This window comes from Mesorhizobium sp. WSM4820 (assembly GCF_055811075.1).
Window position 1 is genome coordinate 62,569 of record NZ_JBVVQN010000003.1, and the last position, 26,355, is coordinate 88,923.

A 26,355-nucleotide genomic window follows, 5' to 3' on the forward strand; every position below is an offset into this window, starting at 1 on the left:
CCCGGATGACCTGTTTAACGCCCTCGCTCGACTGGAATATAACAGCCGGCTTTTCGCCCATGTTCACATCGCGTTTTGGCCGATGCAAGTGGAATCGGGCCCAGCTTTGCCGGCACAAAAGGACGGCGGCCCCAAGCCGCCGCCCTTTGCAAAAGCAGTTCAGTATGGGCTCAGGTGCGTCGCGTCAGCACAAAGTTCTGCCCGCTCACGCTAGTGCAATTAAGCTGCGAGGTGGAGATCAACAAGCAGTTGAAACCGATCGGCGTCTGGCGGATCAGCGAAGTGCCCTGGATTTGGACCGAGGTGCCGCCGGTCATGGCGTAGCTGCCGTCGGCAAGCTTCTGGCCGGTGTCGGTGGCGACGGTCTTGAAGCTGCCGCCGGCGAAGGTCGACAGGCCTGTGCCCTGCGCGTCGATCCATGAGCCTTCGACCGGACTCCGCGTGGCCGATGGCGGCCCGCCCGGGCCGGCGGTGGTGCACGCCGCCAAGGCGGCAGCGGCCGCGACAACGCCGGCCGAAAGCAATTTGCGCGCAATCGTCATCATCAAGATCCTCTCCTCTCGCATTGGCCCGAAAATCGATGCGATTTTTCGGAAAGCACGATGCGTACACTCGAACCGCCAGAGCGTACTTTGTGCGTCCAAATGGATGCACGTCGCTCCAGCCGCCTTCCTTCAATCGCCCGATTTCCAGACGATTGCAAGGCAGTGAGACATTGCTTTCGAACGAGGATGTTGAACTATCGAACGAGGATGTTGCGGAATTGCCATGGGTCGTTTTTGTCGAGGTCTTCCGGGAACAGCCCAGGGCGGTTGTCGAGCGGCGTCCAGTCGGTGTAGTAGCCCTTGATCGGCCCGAGATAGGGCGACTGCACTTCCAGGCAGCGCCTGTAGTCCATCTCGTCCGCCTCGACGATGCCGGCCTCGGGATTTTCCAGCGCCCAGACCATGCCCGCCAGCACTGCCGACGTGACCTGCATGCCCGTGGCGTTCTGATAAGGCGCCAGCTTGCGCGCCTCCGCCAGCGACAGCTGCGAGCCGTACCAATAGGCGTTCTTGTCGTGGCCGTAGAGCAGCACGCCGAGTTCGTCGACACCGTCGACCAGTTCGTTTTCATCGAGCACGTGATGCACCGGTTGTGCCTTGCCGGCGGCGCCGAACATCTCGTGCAGCGACAGCACGGCGTCGTTGCAGGGATGGTAGGCGTAGTGGCAGGTCGGGCGATATTGGACCTTGCCCTTCTTGCCGCGCAGGGTGAAGAAGTCGGCGATCGAGATCGACTCGTTGTGGGTCACCAGGAAGCCATATTGGGGGCCCGGCGTCGGGCACCAGCTGCGCACACGCGTGTTGGCGCCCGGCTGCTCCAGATAGATTGCGGCCTTCGAGCCATGCTTGTGCTTCTTGCCGTTCTTCGGCATCCACGTCTCATGCGTGCCCCAGCCGAGCTCGGCCGGTTGAAGCCCTTCCGAGATGAAGCCTTCGACCGACCAGGTATTCCAGAACACGTTCATCGGCTTCGGCTTCTTGGTGCGCTGTGTGTCGCGCTCGGCGATGTGGATACCCTTGACGCCGGCCTTCTTCATCAGCCTGGCCCAAGCATCGCGATCGTGCTGCGCGGGCTCGGAGAATTCGAGGCCAAGATCGGTGGCGAGGTTGACCAGCGCCTGCTTGACGAACCACGAGACCATGCCTGGGTTGGCGCCGCAGGTGGAGATTGCGGTCGCGCCGCCGGGGTGCGCGCGCTTTTCTTCGATCATGGATTCGCGCAGCGCATAATTGGTGCGGCTGCCAGTGTCGGCCTTGGTGTCGAAATAGAAGCCGAGCCATGGCTCGACGACGGTGTCGATGTAAAGCACACCCAGCTTGCGACAGAGCCGCATCAAATCCACCGAGCCGGTGTCGACCGACAGGTTGACGCAAAAGCCCTGGCCACCGCCTTTGGTCAGCAGCGGCGTCAAAAGCTTCTTGTAGTTCTTGCTGGTCACCGCATCCTGCATGAAGGTGATGTCGCGCTCGTCGAGCAGCTTGCGATCGGTATCGCGTGGGTCGATGACCGTCATGCGCGACTTGTCGAACTTGAAATGGCGTTCGATCAGCGGCAGCGTTCCCCGTCCGATCGAGCCGAAGCCGATCATCACGACAGGGCCGGTGATCTCACCGTAAACGGGCCAGTTTTCATTCGCCATTTTATCGATTACTCCCTCAGACAGGCTGAAAAGCCGGGCAAACAGACGCAAAGCGGAGCACTTTTTTGCCCGACCGCCACGCGCTACAACCACAGATCATTGTCATAAACCAGCGAAAAGCCGCGAGCTACGCCGCATTCGTCATGTGGTTAAGGAGGACGACCAGCCGCTGACGGCCGGCCGTCATTCCCCGAGTTGGCCCTTGTAGTCGAGTTGGGCGAAGCGCCAGCAATGGCGCGGCGAAAGATGCAGCGAGCACCAGCTCTCGTCGACGGTTCCCGATCTCGGTCCCATGCCGGTGACACTCGGTAAGCGCAACAGCTTCGGTCGAGAGGCCGACACCCTGCGCATATCCCGATCCATTCACCCTCGCGGCAGATCGTGCGAGGTCACATCGGCGATTGCTTTTTTGACCCGGATCGTCTCGATTTTCTCGCCGGGACGCACTATGCCGATCACCGTTTCGATGTCGGGACAGCCATTTTTGCGGCATGCCAGCTCCGTGACGGACACGACGACATCGTCATCGAGCCCGCAAGCCCTGCGAACCCAGACCTTGATCTGTCTGGTCTTCTCCGGAAGGGCAAGGCCGCGCGGGGCGAGTGGGTTCGCGAGACGGTTCATATCCAATCCCGTCCCGAAGTCGAAGGCGCTCGGCAACGGGATAAAGGACGCGCGCTGTCGTCGGCCTTGCCCCTATGCATTCAGCGCCACCAGGGAGTCCATTTCGGCGCGGCATTTGAGGAAGCCGTCTTCGATCAGGTCTTTGGGCAGGTTGCGGCCGATAAATACCAGGCGGCTGACGCGCTTCTCCCCCTCTTTCCAGGGGTGCTGGTGGTCGCCTTCGAGCAGCATGTGGACGGCCTGAACGACAAAGCGGTGTTCATCGCCCTTGAACGCCAGGATGCCTTTCATGCGCAGCATGTCGATGCCGAATTTCTGTGTGATCATCTGGATCCACGGCAAGAACTTGCGCGGATCGATCGACGCTTCGGTGACGAGAGAGAAGCTGGTGACGAGATCGTCATGCACATGGTCGTGGCCCGCGTCGAGAAAGTCCGGCTCGACTTCGAGGACACGGTTCAGATCAAACGCGCCGCGATCCAGAACCTCGTCGAGTGGAACGTTGCAACGTATGGAATGCTTGATCGCAGCCGTCGGGTTGATCCTGCGAATGCGCGCCTCCACTGCCTTGAGTTCGGCCGGCGCCACCAGGTCGGTCTTGTTCAGTATGACGATATCGGCGAAGGCGAGTTGCTCCTGCGCCTCATGCGCATGATCCAGTTCGCCGAGGAGATGCTTGGCATCGGCGACGGTGATGATCGCGTCGAGTGTCGTCTTCTGCCTGACATCGTCGTCGACGAAGAAGGTCTGGGCGACGGGGGCGGGATCGGCAAGGCCGGTCGTCTCGATCAGGATGGCGTCGAAACGGTCCCTGCGCTGCATCAAGCTCTCAATGATCCGGATCAGATCGCCGCGCACCGTGCAGCAGATGCAGCCGTTGTTCGTCTCGAAGACTTCTTCGTCGGTATCGACGATGAGGTCATTGTCGATGCCAATCTCGCCGAACTCGTTGACGATCACGGCGTAACGCTTGCCGTGCTGTTCGGACAGGATGCGGTTGAGCAGCGTCGTCTTGCCGGCGCCGAGGTAGCCGGTAAGAACCGTGACGGGCATTTTCTGGGAGGCTTCAAGCGGCATGGTCGTCTCCGGATGTTGGATTGTTGCGGATTGAAGCTGGGTCAGGCGCGAGCCGATTGGATCGCCCGTAGACGGAAGGCCGGCGTCTTTTCAATGCGCGCAAGCCTCGCATAGACCCGAAAGCTCCACCGTGGCAGAGTTGGTTTGGAAGCCCTACCGTCGGGCAATCCGGCGCAGCACCCGCTCCAATGCCGGGTCATGAACCTCACTTGCCCGCCCGCAATTCGCGCAGATTGCAAAGGCGGCGCGCCCATGGCTGCCGCATTCGCTGTGGACGCAGAGCGCAAACGCGCTCAGGCTCTCGATCCGGTGAACCAGGCCCTGCTCGACGAGCCGATCCAGAGCGCGATAGATCTGTAGCGGTGAGCGGAGCCCTTCCTGGCGAAGAAGTCCAAGCAGTTCATAGGCCCCCATCGGCCTCTCGGAGCGCGTCAGCGCGTCGAGTACCAGCTGCTGGTTGCGTCCAGGCATCCGCTGTTCCCCCTTTTTCCAGCAGTTTGGTTCCAGGCAGTTTTGAGCACAATGGCGGGCGTCAGTTATAGTATAACATTTTGGATTGACGAGCGTGATAACATAACATAACGGATCGTCAAGAGCGGGGCTGACTTCGATGGCTCCCGCGGTGATGGATCGAATGGCTGCTTGTGTGATCTTTCAAGACCTGACGCTTCAAGACCTGCCGCTGGGCCGCAACAGCGCGCCTCGATGGGATCGTGCAGGACGACGATCATTTGTCGGCGGGCACGATCGACATTCCCTTTTATCTCTGCCAGGGCGCGCGGCTGCTCGCGACGCGTCCGGCGCATCTCCCCCCCGAACCGCTTGAACAAAGGAGTCGGTCGAATGTCCAGGACGCTAAAACTCGCCGCCGTGATAGGCGCTTTAACATCGTTGCCAATCGCTCCGTCGGTGGCCGCTGCCGAGAACCTTAGGGTTGTCGCCAGTTTCTCGATCATCGCCGATTTCGCCAAGAATGTCGGCGGCGATCGTGTCGACATCATCACGCTGGTCGGCCCGAATGGCGACGCCCATGTCTACGAACCGAAACCGGCCGACGCGGCAACCGTCGGTTCCGCCGACGTGGTGCTGGTCAACGGCCTCCAGTTCGAGGGTTTCCTCCAGCGTCTCGTCGAGGCGAGCGCCACGAAGGCGCCGATCGTCGAATTGAGCAAAGGCGGCGAGGTGTTGCCCAACACCGAGGAAGAAGCTCATCACGATCACGACAAAGCCGCCGAAGCCGGGGAAGGACACGCCGCGGCGGCGGAAGAGGGCCATGAGGAAGGGCACCACCATCACGGCGAGTCCGATCCTCATGCATGGCAGTCCGTGCACAATGCCGAACTCTATGTGAAGAACATCGCCGACGCCTTCTGTGCCGCCGATGCAGCCGGCTGCGACACTTATCGGGCCAATGCCGAATCATACGGCCAGCAGCTCGAGTCACTGGAAGCGGAGATCAAAGCCGCCGTCGCCGAGATCCCCGAGGACAAGCGCACGATCATCACCTCCCACGACGCCTATGGCTATTTCGAACACGAATACGGCATAAAATTCCTGGCACCGGAGGGCGTCTCCACCGAATCCGAGGCTTCAGCCTCCGACGTCGCGGCCCTGATCAAACAGATCAGGCAAGACAAGGCTTCGGCAATCTTCGTGGAGAACGTCACCAATCCGCGCCTGATCGAGCAGATCGCCAGCGAGACGGGCCTGAAAGTCGGCGGTGAGCTATACTCCGACGCCCTGTCGGATAAGAACGGGCCGGCTGCGACCTATCTCGAGATGATGCGGCACAACATCACGACGATCAAAGGCGCGATCCTCGGGAGCTGACCGCCAGCCCTGTGATGGAAAGGCGGAGCAATCCGCCTCTTCATCGATCACAACGAGTTATGTAATAACATTCAAGGAGGATACCGTGAAGACAAATTGGGCGTCAGCCACGGCCATCGCGCTGCTTGTGTCCCTATCAACAAGTGCTGGCCATGCCGAGGAGGTGACCGCATGGCGCCTCTTCATCTCGGACCACGCGGACCCGAAGGTGACCGTAATCGATGCGGTCGATGGCGAAAAGCTCGACACGTTCGAGATCAAAGGGCCGGCGTCGCTCCATCGCAGCGAAAGCGGCAGGACGGTGTTTGCCGTGCAGGGCTCGGCCGGCGTCGTTGCCGGGATCGCGAGCGGCATTTCCTTCGAGGACCACGGCGAGCACGGCGACATCGACGTCGAAGCGCCAAAACTTGCCGGCGTCGAGATCACGGGCAAGAAGCCGTCGCATTTCGTCGAGCATGACGGCGACTTCGCCGTTTTTTTCGACGGCGAGGGTGTCGTGCGCATCATCTCCGAAAAATCCGTCCTGGAAGGCAAGCCGGATTTCAGGGAAGTGAAGACCGACGCGCCGCAGCATGGCGTCGCAGTCGCCTATGGCTCCCATGTCCTCCTTTCGGAGCCGAACCGGGAGAAGCCGGACGAACTCCCGGTCGGGATCAGGGTCGCTGACAAAGCCGGCGCGCCGATCGACGGCGTCCACGCCTGCCCAGACCTCCACGGCGAGGCGTCTTCCGGCAATATCCTGGCTTTCGCCTGCGCGACCGGCCTGCTTGTCGTCAGCCATGGCGACAGCAGCCCGGCGATCCGTCATCTGCCCTATGCCGACAGCCTGCCGGATGGCAAAACGACGACGCTGATCGGCGGCAGAGGCCTGCAATATTTCCTCGGCAACTACGGCGCCGACAAGGTGGTGCTGATCGATCCGACCATCGAGAGCGACGCATTCCGGCTGATCGACCTTCCGACGCGCCGCGTGCATTTCGCGATCGACCCCGTTCGTGCAAAATTCGCCTACGTCTTCACCGAGGACGGCCAGCTTCACCAACTCGACGTGGTGAAGGGGGAGATCGCAAACTCGCTCAAGCTGACCGACCCCTATTCGATGGACGGTCACTGGAGCGATCCGAGGCCGCGTGTCGCGGTCGCCGGCGACAAGGTCGTGGTCACTGATCCCCTGCAAGGCGTGCTGCATGTCGTTGACGCGACGTCGTTCGAGAAAACCGGCGACATTGCCGTCGGAGGCAAGCCCTTCAACATCGTTTCCGTCGGCGGCTCCGGTCAGACCCACGAAGGCGAATAGTCGCTCCTCCCAGGCGGCTGCCACGCGTCCGGCCCATTCTTCTCGGGCCGGACGCATCTTTTACAACTCAAGGGGAGACAAGCGATTCGCAATCACAGGTTGTATCGCTTCGATTGCGTTTCAGCCCAGCCGCGCCGGGATCAGTCCGCGCAGTGAATTGCCGACGAACAGCGCTTTGGCCGACTTCAGATCGTCCAGGCTGTAGATTGCTTCGCGGGCGCGGCCTTCATCCAGCAATTCGCCGCGCAGGACGCCAGGCAGCAGGCCGCAATCGAGCCGCGGCGTTGCCAGCACGCCATCGCCGAAATCGGCAAACAGATTGGTGATCGTGCCCTCGCAGAGTTCGCCACGCTCGTTGGCCAAGAGAACTTCGTCGGCCCGGCTGATCAGATATTCGGCGCGCGCCCGCTGATAGATGTCCCGGCGGCTCGTCTTGTGGCGCAGCAGCGTGTCGCTTGATTGAAGCCGCACCTGCGCCAGTTGCAGCCTCCAGACCTTGTCGGCCGCGTGCGGCTCATAAGGCAGCGCCGAGACCGTCACCTTGCCGCTGCGCGACAGGACCAGGCGTGTGCGCAAGGCCATGTCAGGCCGGTCGACGGCGTTCCTCAGCATCTCGCCGACCTTCTGCGGATCGCAGGCAAAACCCAGTTCGGCCGCCGAGCCATAAAGGCGTGCCAAATGGCGGTCGAAACGGAGGAAGCCCTGGCCCGGCTGCCAGCGCATGGTTTCGATCAGCTCGAAATCGGCGGTGTTCCCGTCGCGTAGCGTGCTTTCAGCAGGCACTCCTGATACTCCTCCTCGGCCGTCGAATCGAAGACGACGCCGCCGCCGACATTGTAGACGGCCTCGCCGCTGGAAAAGAGCGATATGGTGCGGATGGCCACCGAAAAGCGCATCGTGCCGCCGGGCGCGATCCAGCCGATCGCGCCGCAATAGACGTCGCGCGGCGTGGCTTCCAGATCGTGCAGGATTTCCATGGCGCGGATTTTCGGGGCGCCGGTGATCGATCCGCATGGAAACAGCGCAGCGAATATCCGGCGGATGGTGAGGTCGGGCAACAGCTTGGCCCGCACGCGGCTCACCATCTGGTGGACGGTCGGGTAGCTCTCGATGCGGAAAAGCTCCGGCACCTCCAGCGTGCCGACTTCGCTGATCAGCGAAATGTCGTTGCGCAGGAGATCGACGATCATCCGGTTCTCAGCCTGGTTCTTCTCGTCATTGAGCAAGAACGTCTTCAGCCGCTTGTCCTCCGCCTTGGTCGCGCCGCGCGGGGCGGTGCCCTTCATCGGATGCGTCTCGATCATGCCTGCGGCGTCGATCTCGAAGAACAGTTCCGGCGAACGCGACAAGACGACCGGATCGCCGAGCGCGATCAGCGCGCCGTATTTCACCGGCTGGCGCTCCGTCAGCGCGTCGAAGGCGGCCAGCGGATCGCCCGACCATTGCGCATGAACCGGAAAGGTCAAATTGCCCTGATAGCAATCACCCTTGCGAATGTGATTGTGGAGCCGCGCAAAGCGTTTCGCGTAGTCTTCCGAAGTCCAGGCGGCCCTGGCATTGAAGATCGGGCCGTTGGTCGACGGCGCGTTGCCGGGCACGACCGGCTGTTCGACAGGCGCGTCGAAGATCCCCAGGCAGACAAGCGGGGCGCGGCGTCCGCCCGGCAGCAGCGGAACGAGTTTCGGTTCGAGCAGGTAGCCGGCCTCGTAGGAGAAATAGCCGGCCAGCCATTTGCCGGCGTCATGCGCGGCCTGCGCAATGTCCAGCGCCGGCAGGAAATCCTCTGCCTCATGCGCCACGATGATGTCGGCCGGCTGGTCGAAGACGAGCTGATGAGCGCGCTCGTCATTTCGAAAAATTGCAGAGGGCAGGGGCATGGGACTCGGATGCTGCGATCGATGACGCCAGCTATCGCTCTATATGGCGGCTCGATCGCGCGCAATCGAGAGACCGGCGTCTCAAGACGCAAACGCAGCTAGTGCAAAACAAACCGGCGGCACCTCGCGGGCGTCGCCGGTTCCTTATGTGCTCGATGCCGGCAGGCAATTCAGGTGTTGCTCCCGGTCCCCGCGGTCGGGAAGCGGCGTGCGAATTCCTCCTCATCGCCGGCGGCAAGCAGTTTCGCCTGCTCGATCCAGCGCTCACGCTCGATGCGGCCGTCGAAGTTCAACGTCTCCTCGATCCGCTTGACGTCGGCGGCCGTCCAGGCGGCGATTTGCGCGTAGGTCGTCACTCCGAGCTCGTGGAGCAGTCGCTCGTTGGCCGGGCCGATGCCGATCAGGCGACGCAGATTGCTGGCTTTGCCCACCGCCGCCTTTGTTGTCGCGGCTTTCTTTGCCGCTGGCGCAACGCTCTTTGGTGCAGCGCTGGTTTTCGATGCGGGAGGTTTTGGCGCACTTGCCTGCGACGGACTCGCTTTCGATGCACTCGCTTTCGATGCACTGGCCTTCGGCGCGGCTGCCGCCTTCCCGGCCGCCGGTTTCTTGGACGTGGTCTTTGCTGGCCCGGACCTAGCCGGCCCGGTCTTGGCCGGCGTCGCCTTGGCGGGCGTCGTGTTGGCCGGCGCGGATGTCGCCATCAATGCCGGCGGTGCCGGGATTGCTGCCTTTGTCGCACCGGCCTTGGTGCCTTGCGCCTCGCCCAACTGGCGCTCCAGGTCGGCGCGGGCGCCGCGGCATACTTCCAGCTCACGGGTCAGGCGGTCGGCGTCGGTGCGCAGCCTGTCGCGCTCGCTGCGGGTGCGGTCCATGTCACCGCGCAGGCTGTCGAGATCGCCACGCGGGCGTCCCCAGATGAACCAGCCAGCCAACACACCTACCAGGAACGCCAGGAGCATGTAGAAAAAAGTGCCCATTGTCTCTCTCCAGTCCGATCCATCTGCCGTGGCCTGGGACCTTGGCACAAGGACCATTCAATGGTGGCTCCGCTGCTCGTGGAACAGCCGGCTTAAATCGCGCTGTCGGCGACCGGTTTCCTGCCATGGCCAACGGCGCTGTCGCAATCGTCGAAGCGCCGTGACCGGCCGAAGATTTGGCCGCGCCGACTGAGCTTGAGGCGGGACGCTATCATACAGCTTCCGGAAAGCTAACGGAAAAATTCCATGGAGAGTTATTTAAGAACAGATATTTAGGGAAAGAATAGAATGGCCTTCAATATGCATTGCGGCTAATCTGTTCTGTCGAACCTGGATGTTCAGCGCTGTGCGTCAATTGTCCAAAGCTTCGAGCTCGTCGATCAGCCCGCCGATCACGCCAAGGCCGATCTGCCAGAAAGCAGGATCGGTGGCATCAAGACCGAAGGGAGCCAGGAGCTCGGAATGATGCTTGGTGCCGCCGGCGCGCAGCATGGCAAAATATTTGTCCTGAAAGCCACGCTCTGCATTCTGATAGACCGCGTAGAGCGAATTCACCAGGCAGTCGCCGAACGCATAGGCGTAGACGTAGAAGGGCGAATGGATGAAGTGTGGAATATAGCTCCAGAAGACCTCGTAACCCTCGCGCAGCTTGATCGCCGGCCCGAGGCTTTCCGCCTGCACCTCCAGCCAGAACTGGCCGAGCCTGTCCGATGTCAACTCGCCGTTTTTGCGCTCGGCATGCACCTTGCGCTCGAACTCGTAGAAAGCGATCTGGCGCACGACCGTGTTGATCATGTCCTCGACCTTCTGGGCAAGCATGGCCTTGCGCTCGCGCTTGTCGGTGGTCTGGTCCAGCAGCGAGCGGAAGGTGAGCATCTCGCCGAAGACGGACGCTGTCTCGGCCAGTGTCAGCGGCGTCGAGGCCATCAGCGCCCCCTGGCCTGCGGCGAGCACCTGATGCACGCCGTGGCCAAGCTCATGCGCCAGCGTCATCACGTCGCGCGGCTTGCCCATGTAGTTGAGCAGGACATAGGGATGCGCCGACGGCACGGTCGGATGCGCGAAGGCGCCCGGCGACTTGCCAGGCCTTACCGGCGCGTCGATCCAGTTGCGGTCGAAGAAAACCCGGGCAATCTCCGCCATGTCAGGTGAAAAGCGCTGATAGGCGGAAAGCACCGTGTTCTTGGCCTCGTCCCAGCCGATGATCGCTTGCGGGGTTTCCGGCAACGGCGCGTTGCGGTCCCAGTGGCTCATCACTTCCATGCCGAGCCAGCGCGCCTTCATCGCGTAGTAGCGGTGTGACAGGCGCGGGTAAGCGTCACGAACGGCTGAGGCCAGCGCATCCACCACGCTGCGCTCGACGCGATTGGCGAGATGACGCGAATCGGCGATGTCGGCGAAGCCGCGCCAGCGGTCGGAGATCTCCTTGTCCTTGGCCAGCGTGTTGGTGATCAGCGTGAACGTGCGCAGATTCTTGCGGAAGGTTGCGGCCAGCGCTTCAGAAGCCCGGCGGCGCACCTCGCCATCGGCGTGCTGGAGGCGGTTCAGCGCCGGCTCCAGGGTCAGCTCTTCGCCATCGATGTCGAAGCGCAGGTCGGTCATCGTCTCGTCGAACAAGCGGTTCCAGGCGCCGCGTCCGGTAATCGACTTCTCGTGGAGAAGCTGCTCGACCCTGTCTTCGAGCTGGTAGGGTTTGTCCATGCGCAGATCAAGCACCCACGGCCGGTAGTGAGCGAAGGCGGGATCGGCAGCAAGCGCGGTTTCGATCGCGGCATCGTCGACAAGATTCAGTTCGAGCGCGAAAAACAGAAGATGCGCGCTGGCGTCGGTCATCTTCTCCTGAATGTCGCCATAGAGCTTGGCGCGCTGCGGATCCGCGGTGTTGCCGGCGTAGATCAGTCCGGCATAGGAGACGATCCGGCCAATCAGTTCCTCCAGCGCCTCATAGGCGGCAAGCGCCTCGCCCAGCCTGCCGCTGTCGGCCCGCTCCGCCTCGGCGGCGAGCGTGCCTTTCCAGCGGCTCTCGAAGCTGATGGCATCGGCGAGCGCCTTTGAAATGTCGCGTTTCAGCTCGGGGGCGTCCATGCCGGAATAGAGATCGGCGAGATCCCATTCCGGCAGATCACCAAGCTCCGCCGCGCCCTGACCGGATGCCGCCGCCGCAAGCTGCCGACTAAAAACCATGCTCATTGCCGACACTTTCCAGATTGTCAAAGGGCCAAAGAATCAAGGGGATGAGAAAGCCGGTCAAATCCTAAGCAATTCGTTCACCGGGTTTTTTGAAATCTTATTTAGAACCCTGTGCCAGGATGATCCATAGGGTTCCCCATTGGGTGGGCACAGTGGGGTGGGCATATTGGGCGAGCATCGTTGAACCAGTCATGACAGGTTCCATACTCATAGTCGATGACGATCCCGTGCAGCGCAGGCTGCTCGAGGCGGCGGTGACGAAATTCGGCCACAGCGCGATCATCACGGATGGCGGCGAGGCCGGTCTCGACGCGCTCGACGGGCCCAAGGCGCGCGACGTGTCGGTGGTCATCCTCGACCTCGTCATGCCGGGCCTCGACGGCATCGGCGTGCTGAAGGCGATGCGTGAGCGCGGCATCCAGGTTCCGGTCATCGTGCAAACCGCCCAGGGTGGCATCGAGACCGTCGTTTCGGCCATGCGTCACGGGGCTTTCGATTTCGTCGTCAAGCCGGCATCTCCCGACAGGCTGCAGGCATCGATCGGCAACGCGCTCAAAGTCGAGGCGGTCGAGGGGGAAGTGAAGCGCACGTCGCGGCGGCGCGGCGGCCATCTGACCTTCAAGGACATGATCACGCACAGCCCGGCGATGGACCGGGTGATCCGTCTCGGCCAGAAGGCGGCCGCGTCAAACATCCCGATCCTTATCGAGGGCGAATCCGGTGTCGGCAAGGAGTTGGTGGCGCGCGCCATCCAGGGCAGCGGCGATCGCCGCTCAAAACCGTTCGTCACCGTCAATTGCGGCGCCATCCCCGACAATCTGGTCGAATCGATCCTGTTCGGCCACGAGAAGGGCTCGTTCACCGGCGCCACCGAAAAACACACCGGCAAGTTCGTCGAGGCGCATTCGGGCACGCTCTTCCTCGACGAGATCGGCGACCTGCCGCTCGACGTGCAGGTCAAGCTGCTGCGCGCCGTGCAGGACGGTGAGGTCGATCCGGTCGGCGGGCGTTCGACCGTCAGGGTCGATATCAGGCTGATCTCGGCGACACACCGCAATCTTCTGCAGCAGGTCAAGGACGGCAAGTTCCGTGAGGATCTGTTCTACCGCCTGAACGTCTATCCGATCTTCGTGCCGCCGCTGCGCGATCGTCGCGACGACATTCCGTATTTGGTCGAGCATTTTCTGGACAAGGTTGCGCCCAGCGGTCCACGTCATCGCCTGCACGGCATTTCGGCTGCGGCGCTCGCCATGCTGCAGGCCTACGACTGGCCGGGAAACATCCGCCAGCTGGAAAACGCCGTCTTCCGGGCCTCAGTGCTTTGTGAAGGCGATGTGCTCACCGAGGAGGAGTTTCCGCAGATCCGGGCGCAGGTCGAGGGCACCGTCAACCTCGATGCGCATGACTGGTTGCCCGCGTTGCCTTTGGTCACCGAGCCGCTGGGCGAGGGCGCCAATAATGGCATCGCTGTGACCGAGCTCGATCCGCCTGCCAGGCAGCAGCCCCGCTTCGGCACGCTGCGGGCGCTGGACGAACGCGGCAATGTGCGGGCGCTGGCCGATGTCGAACTCGAAATGATCAAGCTCGCCATCGACCATTATAACGGCCAGATGAGCGAAGTTGCCCGCCGTCTTGGCATCGGCCGCTCGACGCTCTACAGGAAGCTCAAGGAATATGGCATCGATCCGGAAACGGGCCGTATCGACCGGCTTGCTTCCTGACAGGCAAGCCCGGACCAGCTTCCCAACCTGGCATCAGGACAATCGACAGTCGCGAATCGGGCGTGACGCGGTCGGGCGACGCGCTTGCCGGCAGTATTCACGCATTGAGGCGTCTGGTAACAGATCGTGTTCAGGCAAAGCCAGAAACATGATCTAAACCAGCAGTTTACCAAGAAACCCCGTGCAATATTTTTGACGGGATATCGCCACGGTGTTACCGCATTTCGGCTTCAATAAGCGATGATTAACCATTAGGATCGATATTCGGATGTGAACACCACCGCATCCGTTGGTCAAATCCGGGGACAAACGGCAGCCTGCAAGGCCTTTTGATTTGAACAAAGTCGAACGACACACAAACGGGCGGCACTATCACATGAGCGCCTGGCCGAGATGGCTGGCAGCGGTGATTCTCGCCTTTGGCTTCCTTGCAGCGGCTGCGACCGGCGCCAGCGCCCAGACACGTTCGCTGAAACTCTACAACCTGCACACCAAAGAGAAGGCGGAGATCGTCTTCAAGCGCGGCGGCCGCTACGATCAGGCGGGTCTGAAAAAGATCAACGTCATCCTGCGTGACTGGCGCCGCAACGAACCGACCAAGATGGATCCGCGCCTGCTCGACCTGGTCTGGGAGGCTTATAGGCAGAGCGGCGCCCGCGACTATATCCAGGTCGTGTGCGGTTACCGTTCGTCGTCGACGAACTCGATGCTGCGCAGCCGCAGCAGGGGCGTTGCCAAGAAAAGCCAACATACGCTCGGCAGGGCCATGGATTTCTACATTCCCGGCGTGCCGCTGAAGAAACTGCGCGACATCGGTCTGCGGATGCAGGGTGGCGGCGTCGGCTATTATCCGAGGTCCGGCTCGCCCTTCGTCCACATGGATGTCGGCAATGTGCGGCATTGGCCTGGCATCAGCCGCCAGGAACTGGCGCGCGTGTTCCCCAACGGCAAGACGCTGCATGTGCCGAGCGACGGCAAGCCGCTGCCCGGTTATTCACAGGCGCTCGCCTCCTACAAGGCGCGCAAGGGCGCCGGCGCTCCCGCCATCGAAATGGCCAGCGCAGGTGGCGGTGCCAAAAGATCCGGCGGTCTGCTGGCGGCTTTCTTCGGCGGCGGTGAAGACGAGGCCGATGACAGCGCCGATGTCGCAGTCGCGCCAACGCCGAAGTCAACCGTCAAGCCGGCGAATGTGAAGCTGGCGACCGCGAAGCCGGCGCCGGCCGCCAGGGACAGCAAGCTTCCGGGCATTGCCATCGTGTCGCCTGAGAATGCGAAGCGCGCCGAGATTCCGCAAATCGCCGATGCGCCTGCTCCCGAACCGGAGGAGGACACGCCGGAAACGATCATCGCGGCGCTGCCGGCGCGCAGCGTGCCGCTGCCCGATTTCGCCCCGCGTCCGAAGGCCGATGTCGCTCAGCCGCCCGAAAACGTTCCGTTCGGCGTGGCGGATGCCACCGCCACCACCGAACAGGCGGTGACGACCGCGCAAGCGCCGGCGAACGCTCCCTTCGGCATGACCGAACCGTCCGTTGTCGCCGATGCGGCGCAGGTTGCCGCCAACAACATTCCGTTGCCGACCTGGCGCCCCAATCACTCGTTGCCGGCCGACCTTGCAGCGGCCGACCTTGCGCCGCAGGACAAGGCTGTGCTTCTGGCGCTGGCGGATACCGCCGGGCACGGCAAGACCGCTACCGATGTGTTCTCGGTGCTGCCGTCGGCTCGGCCCGATCTGGCCCAGCCCGAATTGGCCCAGCCTGACCAGGTCCAGTCTGCCGCAGTCCAGTCTGACGCGGTCAAAGCCGTCCTCGAACGGGTCAGCGCAACCGACGAATACCAGGTCGCTTCGCTCTCCCAGCCAAGCGAGGTCCTCGGTGAGCTGGCGAAGGGCAATGCCGCATCGCCGCGCGAGGCTGTCTTTGCCCGCCCGGCTGGCTCCGATCCGGCCGCGGCGATCGGCACGGGTGTGAAGACCACCCGCAAGGCAGCCAGGGCAACCGCCCGTGACCTGAAGCCTGGTCCCAAGTCCGTGGTAGTCGCCGCCGAGCCGACGGCGGCGCGCTGGGCGTTGAACAGCGGCGAGAATGTCGCCACCGTCTCCAGCGCGACGACGGCGCAGCGCTACGCCTACAATATCGTGCACACGCCCCCAACCGAAGTCTATACCGTGGGCTTCCAGGCGGACGATCAGTTGGCCGACGCCAACCGGTTCACCGGCAAAGCCGTCAAGTTCCTGTCGGTCGCCCGCTTCAGGACCGAGTAGCGGATCGACCAACCAATAAAAAAGCCGCGCCGGTAACCCGCGCGGCTTTTTTTATGCATGTCGTTATCGCAAAACCGCTGCACGCGCTCGGGTCAGGCCCGAGGGCATGCTTTTGCGCGGCATGCATTGGTCTGCTTGGGGTGAGAGTTGTCTCTATCGCCCGAGCTTGCTCGCGGCGCGCGCCAGGGCTTCGATTTCGTCCCATTTGCCGGCCTTGACCAAATCGTCCGGCGCCACCCAGGAGCCGCCGACGCAGATGACGTTGGGCAGGCTCAGATAGTCGCTGGCGTTCTTGTCGGTGATGCCGCCGGTCGGGCAGAATTGGACATCGGCGAGCGGCGAGGCGAATGCCTTGAGCGAGGCGATGCCGCCCGACTGTTCTGCCGGGAAGAATTTCAGGAAGCGCAGGCCTGCCTCGCGGGCGGCCATGATCTCACCGGGCGTGATGGCGCCGGGCAGCAACGGAACGTCGCTGTCCTTCGCCGCCGCCAGAAGCTCGCGGGTGATGCCGGGGCTGACGATGAACTTCGATCCGGCTGCCGCCGCCTCGTCGAACTGGCTGATGTCCAGAATGGTGCCGGCGCCGACGATGGCGTCCTCGACCTCGCTTGCCACGAGCCGGATCGCCTTGAGCGCATCAGCGGTCCGCAGCGTGATCTCGATCGCCGGCAGGCCGCCGCGCGCCAGCGCGCGCGCCAGCGGCACGGCATCGGCGAGATTGGCGATCTTCAGCACCGGGATAACCGGTTGGCCGTTGAGGAGCGACAGGAGCTTTTCGGTCTTGCTGGGCATTTGTCGTCTCTCCGGTATTGATCCGTTCAATCGGTTAGCAGAAGGCCGGTTTTCTGTCCACGAAGCGAGGCGTGTCGCGATGTCACGCGCTGCCGGCAAGTCCGTCAGACCGGCCGTCAAAGGCCACCAAAGGAGAAGCTGCTCCGCGCGGCGGCCTTGAATCGGCTTTCATGAGCGTTTAGTGGCTTCGGCGATGACACTGCCCAATCAAGCCGTGCGCGTTGCCGCGCTCTACAGGTTTGCCCGGCTCGACGACTTCGAGGCGTTGCGCGCGCCGCTCGCCGCCTTTTGCTGCGGACGCGGTATCAAGGGCACGCTGCTGCTGGCGCATGAGGGCATCAACGGCACGGTCGCCGGCAGCGAAGCTGACATAGCCGCGCTCATCGATCATCTCGAATCCATCGAAGGTCTCGCCGGTCTCGAGGTCAAGTACAGCAGCGCCGCGCAGATGCCGTTTCACCGCATGAAGGTGCGGCTGAAGCGCGAGATCGTCACCATGGGTGTTGGGGATCTCGATCCGGCGGCAAGCGCCGGCACCTACGTCGCACCGGCCGACTGGAACGCGCTGATCTCGGATGTGGACACGATCGTCATCGACACGCGCAACGCCTACGAAGTATCGATCGGCACGTTCAAGGGAGCGGTCGACCCCGCGACAACGAGCTTTCGCGAATTCCCGGCCTGGGTCGAGCAGCATCGGGCCGACCTCGTCGGCCGCAAGGTGGCCATGTTCTGCACCGGCGGCATACGCTGCGAGAAGGCAACGGCCTATGTGAAGTCGCTCGGCTTCGAGGATGTGTTCCATCTCAAGGGCGGTATCCTGAAATATCTCGAAGAGGTGCCTGCCGAGCAAAGCCTCTGGCAGGGCGAGTGCTTCGTCTTCGACGAACGCGTCTCGGTGTCGCACGGCTTGATCGAGGGTGAGGCCGAACTTTGCCGCGCCTGCCGGCATCCGCTGACCGGGCAGGACCTGCTGTCGTCGACATACGCCGCCGGTATCTCATGCCCGCATTGCTACGATGTCCGTTCCGACGAGGATCGCGCCCGCTACGCCGAGCGTCAACGCCAGGTCGAGCTGGCGCAAGCGCAAGGCAGGGCTCCGCATATCGGACGTTAAAGCGACGTGCGTCCGCTTGGACGCACAAAGTACGCTCTAACATTTTGAATCCATAAATCGTGCCTTTCGAAAATCGATTCCGATTTTCGGCCCAACGCGTTGGACAAGGCAGATCCTGACATCATCTCGTTTGTGCCATCACCGGCAAAGCACCCATCCGTCATTGTAATGTCCATATGCGGGGCCTACCTGTTCAACGTCCGAAAACCTGCCCGGCGCTTTCGGCCGGCCAATTCTGGAGGCATTGATGTTCGATCCCAAGAAGCTCCTCAACGATCTGCTCGGCTCGCAAATTCCCGGAACCGGGTCGACCGTGCGCGACAAAGGGGGTCAGGCGGTGCAGATGGCTAAGGACAATCCGCTGGCCGCTGGCGCGCTGGCCGCGGTGCTGCTCGGAACCGGCGCTGGCCGTCAGGTCGCCGGCACGGCGGTGAAGCTCGGCGGCCTGGCCGTGGTCGGCGGCCTCGCCTACAAGGCCTACCAGAACTACAAGAACGGCAAGGCGCCGGCTGAAACGCAAGTTGCCGGTGAACCGGAATTGCTGCCGCCGCCCGCCGACACCAGCTTTCATCCCTCGCAAGCGCCGCAAGGCGAGGACGAATTCACGCTGACGCTGGTGCGCGCGATGATTTCGGCGGCGAAGGCCGACGGCCATATCGACGACGACGAACGGCAAAAGATCGCCGGCAAGCTCAGCCTCGCGGGCATCGACGCCGACGCGGAGAAATTCCTGTTGTCGGAACTGGAAAGGCCGCTCGACCTGGATACGCTGGTCGCCGGCGCCCAAACCGACGCCCAGAAGCTCGAGCTCTACACCGCCTCGCGCCTCGCCATCGATCCGAATACACGTGCCGAACGCGGCTATCTCGATCTGCTCGCCGGCCGCCTCAGCTTGCCCGATGCACTGCTCGACCATGTCGAGGCGACGGTGTCGGCGGCAAAAGTGCCGGCGCCAGAGGTGCCGGGATCGGGCAAGGCAACCGTCAATTCGCGCTGGTAGGCTTCAGGGCCGCGGAGAGCGGCAATCCGGCGTGCTTTCGCGTTAATCTCTCGTTTACCCAGGAAGCGCATGATTTTAAGCAGTCGGATCGGCTTTCCTCCTCCCAGCCGGTTCAGATCAGGGCGGCCGCCAATGGCCGCCCTTTTCGTCAGAGCCGGTTAGCGCATGAGCCGAAATCGGAATCGATTTTTGCAAGCGATCATGCGCAAATTCAAAATTGCTCAAAATCATGGTGCTATAGCGTCCTCGCGGGCATGCGGCGCTATAGGAGGACAGTTATGACAGACTACAAAACAGCCATCGTCACTGGTGCCGGCACGGGCATCGGCAAAGCCGTCGCCACGGCGCTGCTCAGGGCCGGCTGGAATACGGTGTTCTGCGGACGCCGCAAGCCGGTGCTGAACAAGGCAATCGCTGATGCCGGATCGACACAAGCCAAGGCGCTGGCGGTCGCCTGCGACATCAGCAAGGCCGACCAGGTCGACGATCTGTTCGAGACGGTGGCGGCGGCTTTCGGTCGTGTCGACCTGCTCTTCAACAATGCCGGCACGGGCTACAAGTCGACATTGATCGACGAGATCCCCGTCGAGGTGTGGAACGAAATTGTCGGGGTCAATCTCACCGGCTCGTTCCTGTGCGCCCGCGCCGCCTTCGGCGCCATGCGCAGGCAGCAGCCGATGGGCGGCCGCATCATCAACAACGGCTCGGTGTCTGCCTACGCACCGCGTCCGGGTTCAGTGCCCTACACCGCGACCAAGCACGCCATTACCGGGCTGACCAAGACGCTGGCCCTGGACGGCCGGCCTTATGACATCGCCTGCGGCCAGATCGACATCGGCAACGCCTTGACCGACATGGCGCAGGCGATGACGGTCGGAGTGCCACAAGCCAATGGCTCCATCGCCGCCGAAGCGGTGATGGATGTCCAGCAGGTCGCCAATGCCGTCCTCCATATGGCCAGCCTGCCGCTCGACGCCAACGTGCTGTTCATGACCGTGATGGCGACGAAGATGCCGTATGTCGGGCGAGGGTGAGCGGCCGGTTCGCGTCAGCGAATTCATCGTGCCAGTGGCACGATGAAAGGCCGGCGAACGCCGGGGGGACCCGGCCGGACGGCGTTCAATTTTGGCTAATGCATGTCGCGCAAAAGTGCGCAGCGGTTTTGCGATAACGACATGCATAAAACAAGAACTAAAGCGCGTCGCATCCTTCAAACGCGATGCGCCTTAGGACTGCGTCACCGAAAGCGGCACGCCCGGAAGATATAGCGAAATAGGGCGGATTTCGTAGACGGCCGTCGGATTGACACGGCGAAAGTCGCGCGCAATCGCTATCGCGGCGTCGCGTGTGGCGCAGTCGACGACGTATAGTCCCAACAATTGCTCCTTGGTCTCGGCGAAGGGTCCGTCAATGACCATTCCGGCGCCTGGCCCGCGTAAGGTGCACGCGTCTTGGGTCGCCCCGAGCCGCGCTGCCGGGCCGAGGCTACCATCCCGGTAAAGCCGTTCGTGGATATTGAGCAGGTCGGCCATCAGCGCCGCGTCCTCCTCCGGCGTCAGCGCCGTGATCACTTCTTCCACGTGATAGGCAAGGATGGCATAGAACATCTGACATCTCCTTTCGTCGGTCGCGTACCCGCCCTCACTTGCCCAGAAACGCCTTGATCCGTTCCAGCGCGCGCAGGATGTTCTCTTCGGAATTGGCGTAGGACAGCCTGATATAGCCTTCACCGAGAACGCCGAAATCAGGTCCGCCGATCAGCGCCACGCCGGCATCCTCAAGCAAAGCCGAGGCGAGTTTCTTGGCCTTCCAACCAGTTTTTGAGACATTGGGGAAGGCATAGAAAGCGCCTTTCGGCGTGATGCAGGAAACGCCCGGCAAAGCGTTCAGCCCTTCGACCACGACCTTCCTGCGGCGGTCGAAGGCGCGCATCATCTTGTCGACGTCGTCCTGCGGACCGTCGATGGCCGCGATGCCGGCATACTGGCTCGGCGCATTGACACAGGACCAGCAATTGACCGCCAGCTTGCGCACCTTGTCGTATAGGTGGGCGCCCTTGTCGCCGTTCGGCCAGATCGACCAGCCCATGCGCCAGCCGGTCATCGCCCAGGTCTTCGACCAGCCGTTGAGCACGATCAGTCGGTCGCGGATTTCGGGGAAATTGAGCAGCGAGAAGTGCGTCTCGCCGTCATAGGTCATCACGTCGTAGATCTCGTCGGAGAGGATGGCGACGTCCGGGTGCGCTTCCAGCCCCTTGACCAATTTCTCGATCTCGGCGCGCGGGGTGACCCCGCCGGTCGGGTTGGCCGGCGAGTTGAGGATGAGCAGCCTGGTCTTCGGCGTGATCAGCGCCAGCGTCTCCTGCGCCGAGAAGGCAAAGCCGTTCTCCTCGCGCATCGGCACCGGTATCGGAGCAGCACCGGTGAACTCGATCATCGAGCGATAGATGGGAAAGCCGGGATCGGGATAGAGGATCTCGGCGCCTGGTTCGCCGAACATCAGGATAGCGGCGAACATGGTCGGCTTGCCGCCGGGCAGGATCATCACCGCCTCGGGCGACACCTCGACGCCGGTTGTGGTCAGCGTGCGGCGCACCACCGCCTCGCGTGTCGCCAGCAGGCCGTTGGCCGGCGTATAGCCGTGGTGGCCGTCACGCAGCGCCTTGATCGCGGCCTCGACGATGTGCTGCGGCGTCTTGAAGTCGGGCTGGCCGATGCCGAGATTGACGATATCGCGGCCCTGATGGGCGAGCGCGGTGGCACGAGCCAGCACCGCAAAGGCGTTTTCCTCGCCGAGACGATCGAAGGCCGAAATCGTGTGGAGCATTTTTCCCGTCCCTGTGGTTCTTTCACCGAGCGAGCGTTTTTGTGAGCGTCCTTTCGCAAAAGTCAAACGGATTGGAGCTTTGGGTGTCGGAAAATCTCAAGAATTGGCAACCGCGCCCGCGGCCGGAGCGCAAGGTGCTGGAGGGGCGCACTGTCAGGCTTGAGCCGCTGAGCTCCGAAAACCATGGCGACGGCCTGTTCGAGGCATCGTCGGTGCCTGATGTCGACGGCCGCTTCGCTTGGCTGCCCGATTATCCGCCGCAGACCCGCGCCGCCTTCCAGCCGTGGCTGGACAAGGCCGAAGCCAGCGAGGACCCACTGTTCTTCACCGTCATCGACAAGGCCAGCGGCAAGGTCGCCGGACGCCAGACGCTGATGCGCATCGACCCTACCTATGGCGTGATCGAGATCGGCAACATCTATTGGGGTCCGCTGATCTCGCGCAAGCCGGCGGCGACGGAAGCGCAATTCCTGTTCATGAAATACATCTTCGACGATCTTGGCTATCGCCGCTACGAATGGAAATGCAACAACCGCAACGAGCCGTCGAAGCGCGCGGCGGAGCGTTTCGGCTTCAAGTTCGAGGGCATTTTCCGCCAGCATCTTGTGGTCAAGGGCGAAAACCGCGATACCGCGTGGTACTCGATCATCGACAAGGAGTGGCCGGCACTGCGCAGAGCCTATGAGGCATGGCTCGATCCGGGCAATTTCGACGGCGAAGGCCGGCAGAAGCGACGGCTCGAGGACTTCCGCGCCGAGTTCGGCGCCTGACCATGATCCAGAACCACGATCCCGAAAAGTGAAGGCCGAGTTTTCGGGCAAGATCGTGGTCAAACAGGAAGGACCATGATCCCGAAAAGTGGAAGCCGGTTTTCGGGCAAGATCATGGGCAAACAGGAAGACAGAGCCTCCATCCCGATTCTGCCGGGATGGATCAGGCTCTAACAGGAGTTCGCAGGTGGCGCATACCCACGACCATGGTTCGCAAGGGCATGACCGCAGCCACGGCGCCGGTCATGTGCATGGCTCGACCGACAAGAAACGGGTCATGATCGCAGCCTGCCTGACCGCCGGCCTCATGGTCGTGGAAGCGCTTGGCGGTCTCTTGACGGGATCGCTGGCGCTGCTGGCGGATGCCGGCCACATGCTTGCCGACAGTATCGCGCTCGGCCTTGCCTGGTATGCTTTTCATCTGGCTGGCCGGCCGGCCACCGTTCGCCTCACCTACGGTTTCGGCCGGGTCAAGACGCTGGTCGCCTATACCAACGGCATCGCCATCTTCGCCATTGCGCTGTGGATCCTCTATGAGGCCTGGGAACGCCTGCTGACGCCTGCGCCCGTGCTCGGCGGGCCGATGCTGGTCGTCGCGATCGCGGGTCTGCTGGTCAATATCGGCTGTTTCTTCGTGCTGCATGGCGGCGACCGCGACAGCCTGAACATGCGCGGTGCCATCCTGCACGTGCTCGGCGATCTGCTTGGCTCGGCGGCGGCGATCATCGCTGCGCTGATCATCCTGGCGACCGGCTGGACGCCTATCGATCCGATCCTGTCCGTCCTTGTCTCGCTGCTGATCCTGTCCACCGCCTGGTCGCTGATGCGCGAAGCGGCCCATGTCCTGCTCGAAGGCGTGCCGGCGAGCCTCGATCGCGACCTGATCGCCAGGGACATAGAAGGGACGGTGAACGGCGTGCGCGAGGTGCATCACATGCATGTCTGGTCGCTTGACGGGTCAAGCAACATGGCGACCTTGCATGCTTGCCTCAACGATGGCGTCGATGCCCACAAAGCGGTCAGCGCCATCAAGAAGCGGCTTGCCGCGCATGGCATTGCCCACGCCACCGTAGAACCGGAATTCGGCCATTGCGCCGATGATAAGCATGATGGCGAGCACGCCATGCGCATGATGCGGCTCCGCATCATCGCCACTATCACTGATCCCAGGAGTTCCATGGCATGGTAACGAAGTTGACGAATCCCCGCCGTGTCAGGGCCGCGTGATGGATCGTGACACGCGCAATGCGGCGATCGGCGCACTGTGGGTGCTGCTGCTGTTCGGCATCGCCGCCTACTATTTGCCAACCGTGATGCTGGCGGTCGGCCGCGTGTCGACCATTCTTGCCGCTATTATTGCCGCTGTCTTCACGGTGGCCATTTTCGTCGTGTTTTGGTTGCGTGGCCGCAGCCAGCGCAAAAAGGATCATTGATATGCGTGTTTTGATTACCGGCGCGGCAGGCATGGTCGGCCGCAAGCTCATCGCCCGGCTGGCGAAGGATGGAACGCTCAGCGGCCGGAAGGTCGCCGCGCTCGACCTTCACGACATCGTGCCGCCGCAGGCGCCGACACTGGATGGCGTCGACGTCACCATCCATACAGGCGATCTCGCCGCGGCGAGCGCGATGGAACGGCTGGTCGCGTCGCGCCCAGACGTGATCTTTCATCTCGCCGGCGTCGTGTCGGGCGAGGCGGAGGCCAATTTCGATCTCGGCTATCGCGTCAATCTCGACGGCACAAGGGCGCTGTTCGATGCCATAAGACTGGCGGGGTTTGCGCCGCGCGTCGTCTTCACCTCGTCGATCGCCGTGTTCGGCGCACCGTTTCCGGACATTATATCAGACGAATTCCACCCGACGCCGTTGACCTCCTACGGCACGCAGAAGCTGATGGGCGAAGCATTGCTCGCCGATTATACGCGGCGCGGCTTCTTCGATGGCATCGGCATCAGGCTGCCGACCATCTGCGTCAGGCCGGGCAAGCCCAACAAAGCGGCTTCAGGCTTTTTCTCCGGCATCATCCGCGAGCCGTTGAACGGCCAGGAAGCAATATTGCCGGTACCGCGCTCTGTCGTACACACCCACGCCAGCCCGCGCTCGGCGGTGAATTTTCTGATCCACGCAGCAGCGATCGACGGCGACGCCGTCGGGCCGCGCCGCAATCTGACGATGCCCGGCGTCGCCGTCACGGTCGGCGAGCAGATCGAGGCCCTGGAACGCATTGCCGGCGCCAAGGCGGTGAAACTGATCCGCGAGGAGCCTGACGATACGATCTGGGCGATCGTCAAGGGCTGGCCGACACGGTTCGAGGCGCGGCGGTCGAGGGAGCTTGGTTTTGCCGCCGAAACCAGCTTCGACGACATCATCCGCGCGCATATCGAGGACGAGTTGGACGGGAAGTTCTGACTTGCGGGTCACTGTTGGCAGGTACTACGCCAATTGCCGACCTCGGCGCTGCCCCTCATCGCCCTGCGGGCACTTCTCCCCGTATAGTGACGGGGAGAAGGGCGCCTTCGCAGAGGATTTCGCCAAAATCCAGCGCTGCAAAAAAACGCGCCGAGGTTGCGGCCAGCCCCTTCTCCCCGTCACTATACGGGGAGAAGATGCCGGCAGGCAGATGAGGGGCAGCGCCAACACCAACATTTTGCGCGTCCAGTCAAGGCGTCATCCGCCAGTCAGGCTCGCCGACAACAACAGCAACCCAAACAAAAAGACGAAGGCGGCGCCGCCGATCTCGACGATTGAATGGATGCGGTTGCCCATGCGGCCGTCGCCAGCGAAATACACCGCCCAGTTCTTGGCCGTCACCGCCAGCGTCGCCAGGATCGAGACGGTGATCGCGGTGCCGAGTGCCATCGCCAGCACCGACAGAATGCCGCCGAACCACAGCCCGTTGAGCGCGGCAAAGCTCAGCACGATCAGCGCGCCCGAACACGGCCGGATGCCGACCGCAGCCACCGCCGACCAGGCAGTGCGCCAGTCGAAGCGGTCGCCGGAAAGCAGCGCCGGGTCGGGCGCGTGTGAATGTCCGCATGTCTCGCAGACTTCGCCCGCCGCATGGTGATGGTGCCCGTCATGGCCATGGTCGTGTGCGCCATGGTCATGGTGATGGTCGTGTGCGCTATGATCCTGGTTATCGTGGCCGTCATGGCCATGTGCGTGAAGCGCATGCACCGAATGCGCATGTGCAGGATGGCCTGTTTGCGAATGGCCGGCATGGGCCGCCGAAAGGCTGTAGGCAGGATTGGCGCCGAACAGGCGAAGGATGGCAGGGCCGGCCTTGCGCCACAAAAGCCAGGCGCCGAACAGGGTGATAAAGACAAAACTCGTGACTTCGAGGAACCATGCCGCGTCGGTCATCGATATGGTGGTGCCGCGCAGGACGAAGTAGGCGAGCATCATCACCAGGATCGCCGTCAGCGCCTGCAGCAGGGCCGAGACGAAGGACAGCATGATGCCGCGCCTGAGCGCGACTTCGTTCGCGACCATGTAGGACGAGATCACCGCCTTGCCGTGACCGGGGCCGGCGGCATGGAAAATACCGTAGGCGAAGGACAGGCCGATAAGCAGCCACAGCTTGCTGCCGTCCTCACGCATCGCCTTCATCGCACCGGCAAGCGCGCGGTAGAATTCCTGCTGACGCAGATTGATCCACATCAGGATTTGGGCGAACGGGCCGGTGGTGGGAGCCATCCCGTCATTGGTGCCGATGCCGAGCGAGCTCTGGGCGTGGGCTGAGCCGAGGACGTGCGTCATGACAAGGGCGGCGGCCAAAAGGCCGAAAGCCAAACGCAGGGACGGTTTCGTCACCG

25 protein-coding genes are annotated in these 26,355 nt (G+C 62.7%); 11 read left to right on the forward strand and 14 right to left on the reverse strand.

Going from position 1 to position 26,355, the window contains the following annotated elements; all coding sequences use genetic code 11:
- Positions 1-170: 170 nt before the first annotated feature.
- From omp10 to AC0L2R_RS06290, 6 genes are all read right to left on the reverse strand, one after another.
- The gene (gene omp10, locus AC0L2R_RS06265; protein WP_091594946.1) at positions 171-542 is read right to left on the reverse strand and encodes an outer membrane lipoprotein Omp10; all 372 of its coding nucleotides are present in this window, start codon (positions 540-542) and stop codon (positions 171-173) included.
- 197 nt (positions 543-739) lie between these two features.
- A complete protein-coding gene (locus AC0L2R_RS06270; RefSeq protein WP_091594879.1) occupies positions 740-2,185 on the reverse strand; it encodes a homospermidine synthase in 1,446 nt (481 codons plus the stop codon).
- Positions 2,186-2,368: 183 nt separating this feature from the next.
- Entirely contained in the window at positions 2,369-2,536 is a 168-nt protein-coding gene (locus AC0L2R_RS06275; protein WP_473508125.1) for a hypothetical protein, read from the reverse strand.
- 12 nt (positions 2,537-2,548) lie between these two features.
- Entirely contained in the window at positions 2,549-2,809 is a 261-nt protein-coding gene (locus AC0L2R_RS06280) for a nitrate reductase (protein WP_473508126.1), read from the reverse strand.
- A gap of 72 nt (positions 2,810-2,881) precedes the next feature.
- On the reverse strand, positions 2,882-3,886 hold the full coding sequence (locus AC0L2R_RS06285) for a CobW family GTP-binding protein (RefSeq protein WP_473508127.1): 1,005 nt from the start codon (positions 3,884-3,886) through the stop codon (positions 2,882-2,884).
- Between the two features lie 153 nt (positions 3,887-4,039).
- On the reverse strand, positions 4,040-4,357 hold the full coding sequence (locus tag AC0L2R_RS06290) for a Fur family transcriptional regulator (RefSeq protein WP_473508128.1): 318 nt from the start codon (positions 4,355-4,357) through the stop codon (positions 4,040-4,042).
- A gap of 372 nt (positions 4,358-4,729) precedes the next feature.
- Between AC0L2R_RS06290 and aztC the strand changes: the two genes are divergently transcribed.
- Positions 4,730-5,716, forward strand: a complete 987-nt coding sequence (aztC, locus tag AC0L2R_RS06295) for a zinc ABC transporter substrate-binding protein AztC (protein ID WP_473508129.1) — start codon at positions 4,730-4,732, stop codon at positions 5,714-5,716.
- 85 nt (positions 5,717-5,801) lie between these two features.
- Positions 5,802-7,013 carry a zinc metallochaperone AztD gene (gene aztD / locus AC0L2R_RS06300; protein WP_473508130.1) on the forward strand — a complete coding sequence of 404 codons (1,212 nt, stop codon included), beginning with the start codon at positions 5,802-5,804 and terminating at the stop codon, positions 7,011-7,013.
- A 120-nt stretch (positions 7,014-7,133) separates the two neighbouring features.
- On the opposite strand, the gene AC0L2R_RS06305 is transcribed toward aztD, so the two are convergent.
- From AC0L2R_RS06305 to AC0L2R_RS06320, 4 genes are all read right to left on the reverse strand, one after another.
- Positions 7,134-7,796: an aminotransferase class IV family protein gene (locus AC0L2R_RS06305; protein ID WP_473508131.1), complete on the reverse strand. Its 663-nt coding sequence runs from the start codon at positions 7,794-7,796 to the stop codon at positions 7,134-7,136.
- The gene (locus AC0L2R_RS06310; RefSeq protein WP_027153236.1) at positions 7,745-8,890 is read right to left on the reverse strand and encodes an aminodeoxychorismate synthase component I; all 1,146 of its coding nucleotides are present in this window, start codon (positions 8,888-8,890) and stop codon (positions 7,745-7,747) included. Before AC0L2R_RS06310 ends, AC0L2R_RS06305 begins: the two co-directional genes overlap by 52 nt.
- A gap of 170 nt (positions 8,891-9,060) precedes the next feature.
- Positions 9,061-9,867 (reverse strand): proton-conducting membrane transporter, encoded by an 807-nt coding sequence (locus AC0L2R_RS06315; protein ID WP_473508132.1) that lies wholly within the window; start codon positions 9,865-9,867, stop codon positions 9,061-9,063.
- A gap of 351 nt (positions 9,868-10,218) precedes the next feature.
- Positions 10,219-12,057 carry a M3 family oligoendopeptidase gene (locus AC0L2R_RS06320; RefSeq protein WP_473508133.1) on the reverse strand — a complete coding sequence of 613 codons (1,839 nt, stop codon included), beginning with the start codon at positions 12,055-12,057 and terminating at the stop codon, positions 10,219-10,221.
- Between the two features lie 191 nt (positions 12,058-12,248).
- Here AC0L2R_RS06320 and AC0L2R_RS06325 point away from each other — a divergent pair, with 191 nt between their 5' ends.
- Complete coding sequence (locus tag AC0L2R_RS06325) at positions 12,249-13,778, forward strand: sigma-54-dependent transcriptional regulator (protein ID WP_473508134.1); 1,530 nt, start codon at positions 12,249-12,251, stop codon at positions 13,776-13,778.
- A gap of 376 nt (positions 13,779-14,154) precedes the next feature.
- Positions 14,155-16,038, forward strand: coding sequence for a peptidoglycan L,D-endopeptidase MepK (mepK, locus tag AC0L2R_RS06330; protein WP_473508135.1), 1,884 nt, complete (start codon positions 14,155-14,157; stop codon positions 16,036-16,038).
- A gap of 153 nt (positions 16,039-16,191) precedes the next feature.
- Here mepK and AC0L2R_RS06335 read toward each other — a convergent pair whose 3' ends face one another.
- The gene (locus AC0L2R_RS06335) at positions 16,192-16,830 is read right to left on the reverse strand and encodes a 2-dehydro-3-deoxy-phosphogluconate aldolase (RefSeq protein WP_128247081.1); all 639 of its coding nucleotides are present in this window, start codon (positions 16,828-16,830) and stop codon (positions 16,192-16,194) included.
- A gap of 193 nt (positions 16,831-17,023) precedes the next feature.
- Between AC0L2R_RS06335 and trhO the strand changes: the two genes are divergently transcribed.
- The 3 genes from trhO (at position 17,024) to AC0L2R_RS06350 (ending at position 19,981) form a co-directional block, all read left to right on the forward strand.
- Positions 17,024-17,947 (forward strand): oxygen-dependent tRNA uridine(34) hydroxylase TrhO, encoded by a 924-nt coding sequence (gene trhO, locus AC0L2R_RS06340; RefSeq protein ID WP_473508136.1) that lies wholly within the window; start codon positions 17,024-17,026, stop codon positions 17,945-17,947.
- A 247-nt stretch (positions 17,948-18,194) separates the two neighbouring features.
- Entirely contained in the window at positions 18,195-18,947 is a 753-nt protein-coding gene (locus tag AC0L2R_RS06345; RefSeq protein WP_473508137.1) for a tellurite resistance TerB family protein, read from the forward strand.
- A gap of 278 nt (positions 18,948-19,225) precedes the next feature.
- Positions 19,226-19,981 (forward strand): SDR family oxidoreductase, encoded by a 756-nt coding sequence (locus AC0L2R_RS06350; RefSeq protein ID WP_091594856.1) that lies wholly within the window; start codon positions 19,226-19,228, stop codon positions 19,979-19,981.
- A gap of 192 nt (positions 19,982-20,173) precedes the next feature.
- Here the strand turns inward: AC0L2R_RS06350 and AC0L2R_RS06355 are convergent, their stop codons facing one another.
- Both AC0L2R_RS06355 and AC0L2R_RS06360 read right to left on the reverse strand, forming a co-directional pair.
- Positions 20,174-20,554, reverse strand: a complete 381-nt coding sequence (locus AC0L2R_RS06355) for a YciI family protein (RefSeq protein WP_023798044.1) — start codon at positions 20,552-20,554, stop codon at positions 20,174-20,176.
- A gap of 34 nt (positions 20,555-20,588) precedes the next feature.
- Positions 20,589-21,773: a pyridoxal phosphate-dependent aminotransferase gene (locus AC0L2R_RS06360; protein WP_023798043.1), complete on the reverse strand. Its 1,185-nt coding sequence runs from the start codon at positions 21,771-21,773 to the stop codon at positions 20,589-20,591.
- A gap of 83 nt (positions 21,774-21,856) precedes the next feature.
- Between AC0L2R_RS06360 and AC0L2R_RS06365 the strand changes: the two genes are divergently transcribed.
- From AC0L2R_RS06365 to denD, 4 genes are all read left to right on the forward strand, one after another.
- Positions 21,857-22,543 carry a GNAT family N-acetyltransferase gene (locus AC0L2R_RS06365; RefSeq protein ID WP_473508138.1) on the forward strand — a complete coding sequence of 229 codons (687 nt, stop codon included), beginning with the start codon at positions 21,857-21,859 and terminating at the stop codon, positions 22,541-22,543.
- A 187-nt stretch (positions 22,544-22,730) separates the two neighbouring features.
- On the forward strand, positions 22,731-23,732 hold the full coding sequence (locus tag AC0L2R_RS06370) for a cation diffusion facilitator family transporter (protein WP_473508139.1): 1,002 nt from the start codon (positions 22,731-22,733) through the stop codon (positions 23,730-23,732).
- Positions 23,733-23,769: 37 nt separating this feature from the next.
- On the forward strand, positions 23,770-23,976 hold the full coding sequence (locus AC0L2R_RS06375) for a hypothetical protein (RefSeq protein ID WP_473508140.1): 207 nt from the start codon (positions 23,770-23,772) through the stop codon (positions 23,974-23,976).
- 1 nt (position 23,977) lies between these two features.
- On the forward strand, positions 23,978-24,949 hold the full coding sequence (denD, locus tag AC0L2R_RS06380) for a D-erythronate dehydrogenase (RefSeq protein WP_473508141.1): 972 nt from the start codon (positions 23,978-23,980) through the stop codon (positions 24,947-24,949).
- A gap of 258 nt (positions 24,950-25,207) precedes the next feature.
- Here the strand turns inward: denD and AC0L2R_RS06385 are convergent, their stop codons facing one another.
- On the reverse strand, positions 25,208-26,353 hold the full coding sequence (locus AC0L2R_RS06385) for a nickel/cobalt transporter (RefSeq protein ID WP_473508142.1): 1,146 nt from the start codon (positions 26,351-26,353) through the stop codon (positions 25,208-25,210).
- Positions 26,354-26,355: the final 2 nt, after the last annotated feature.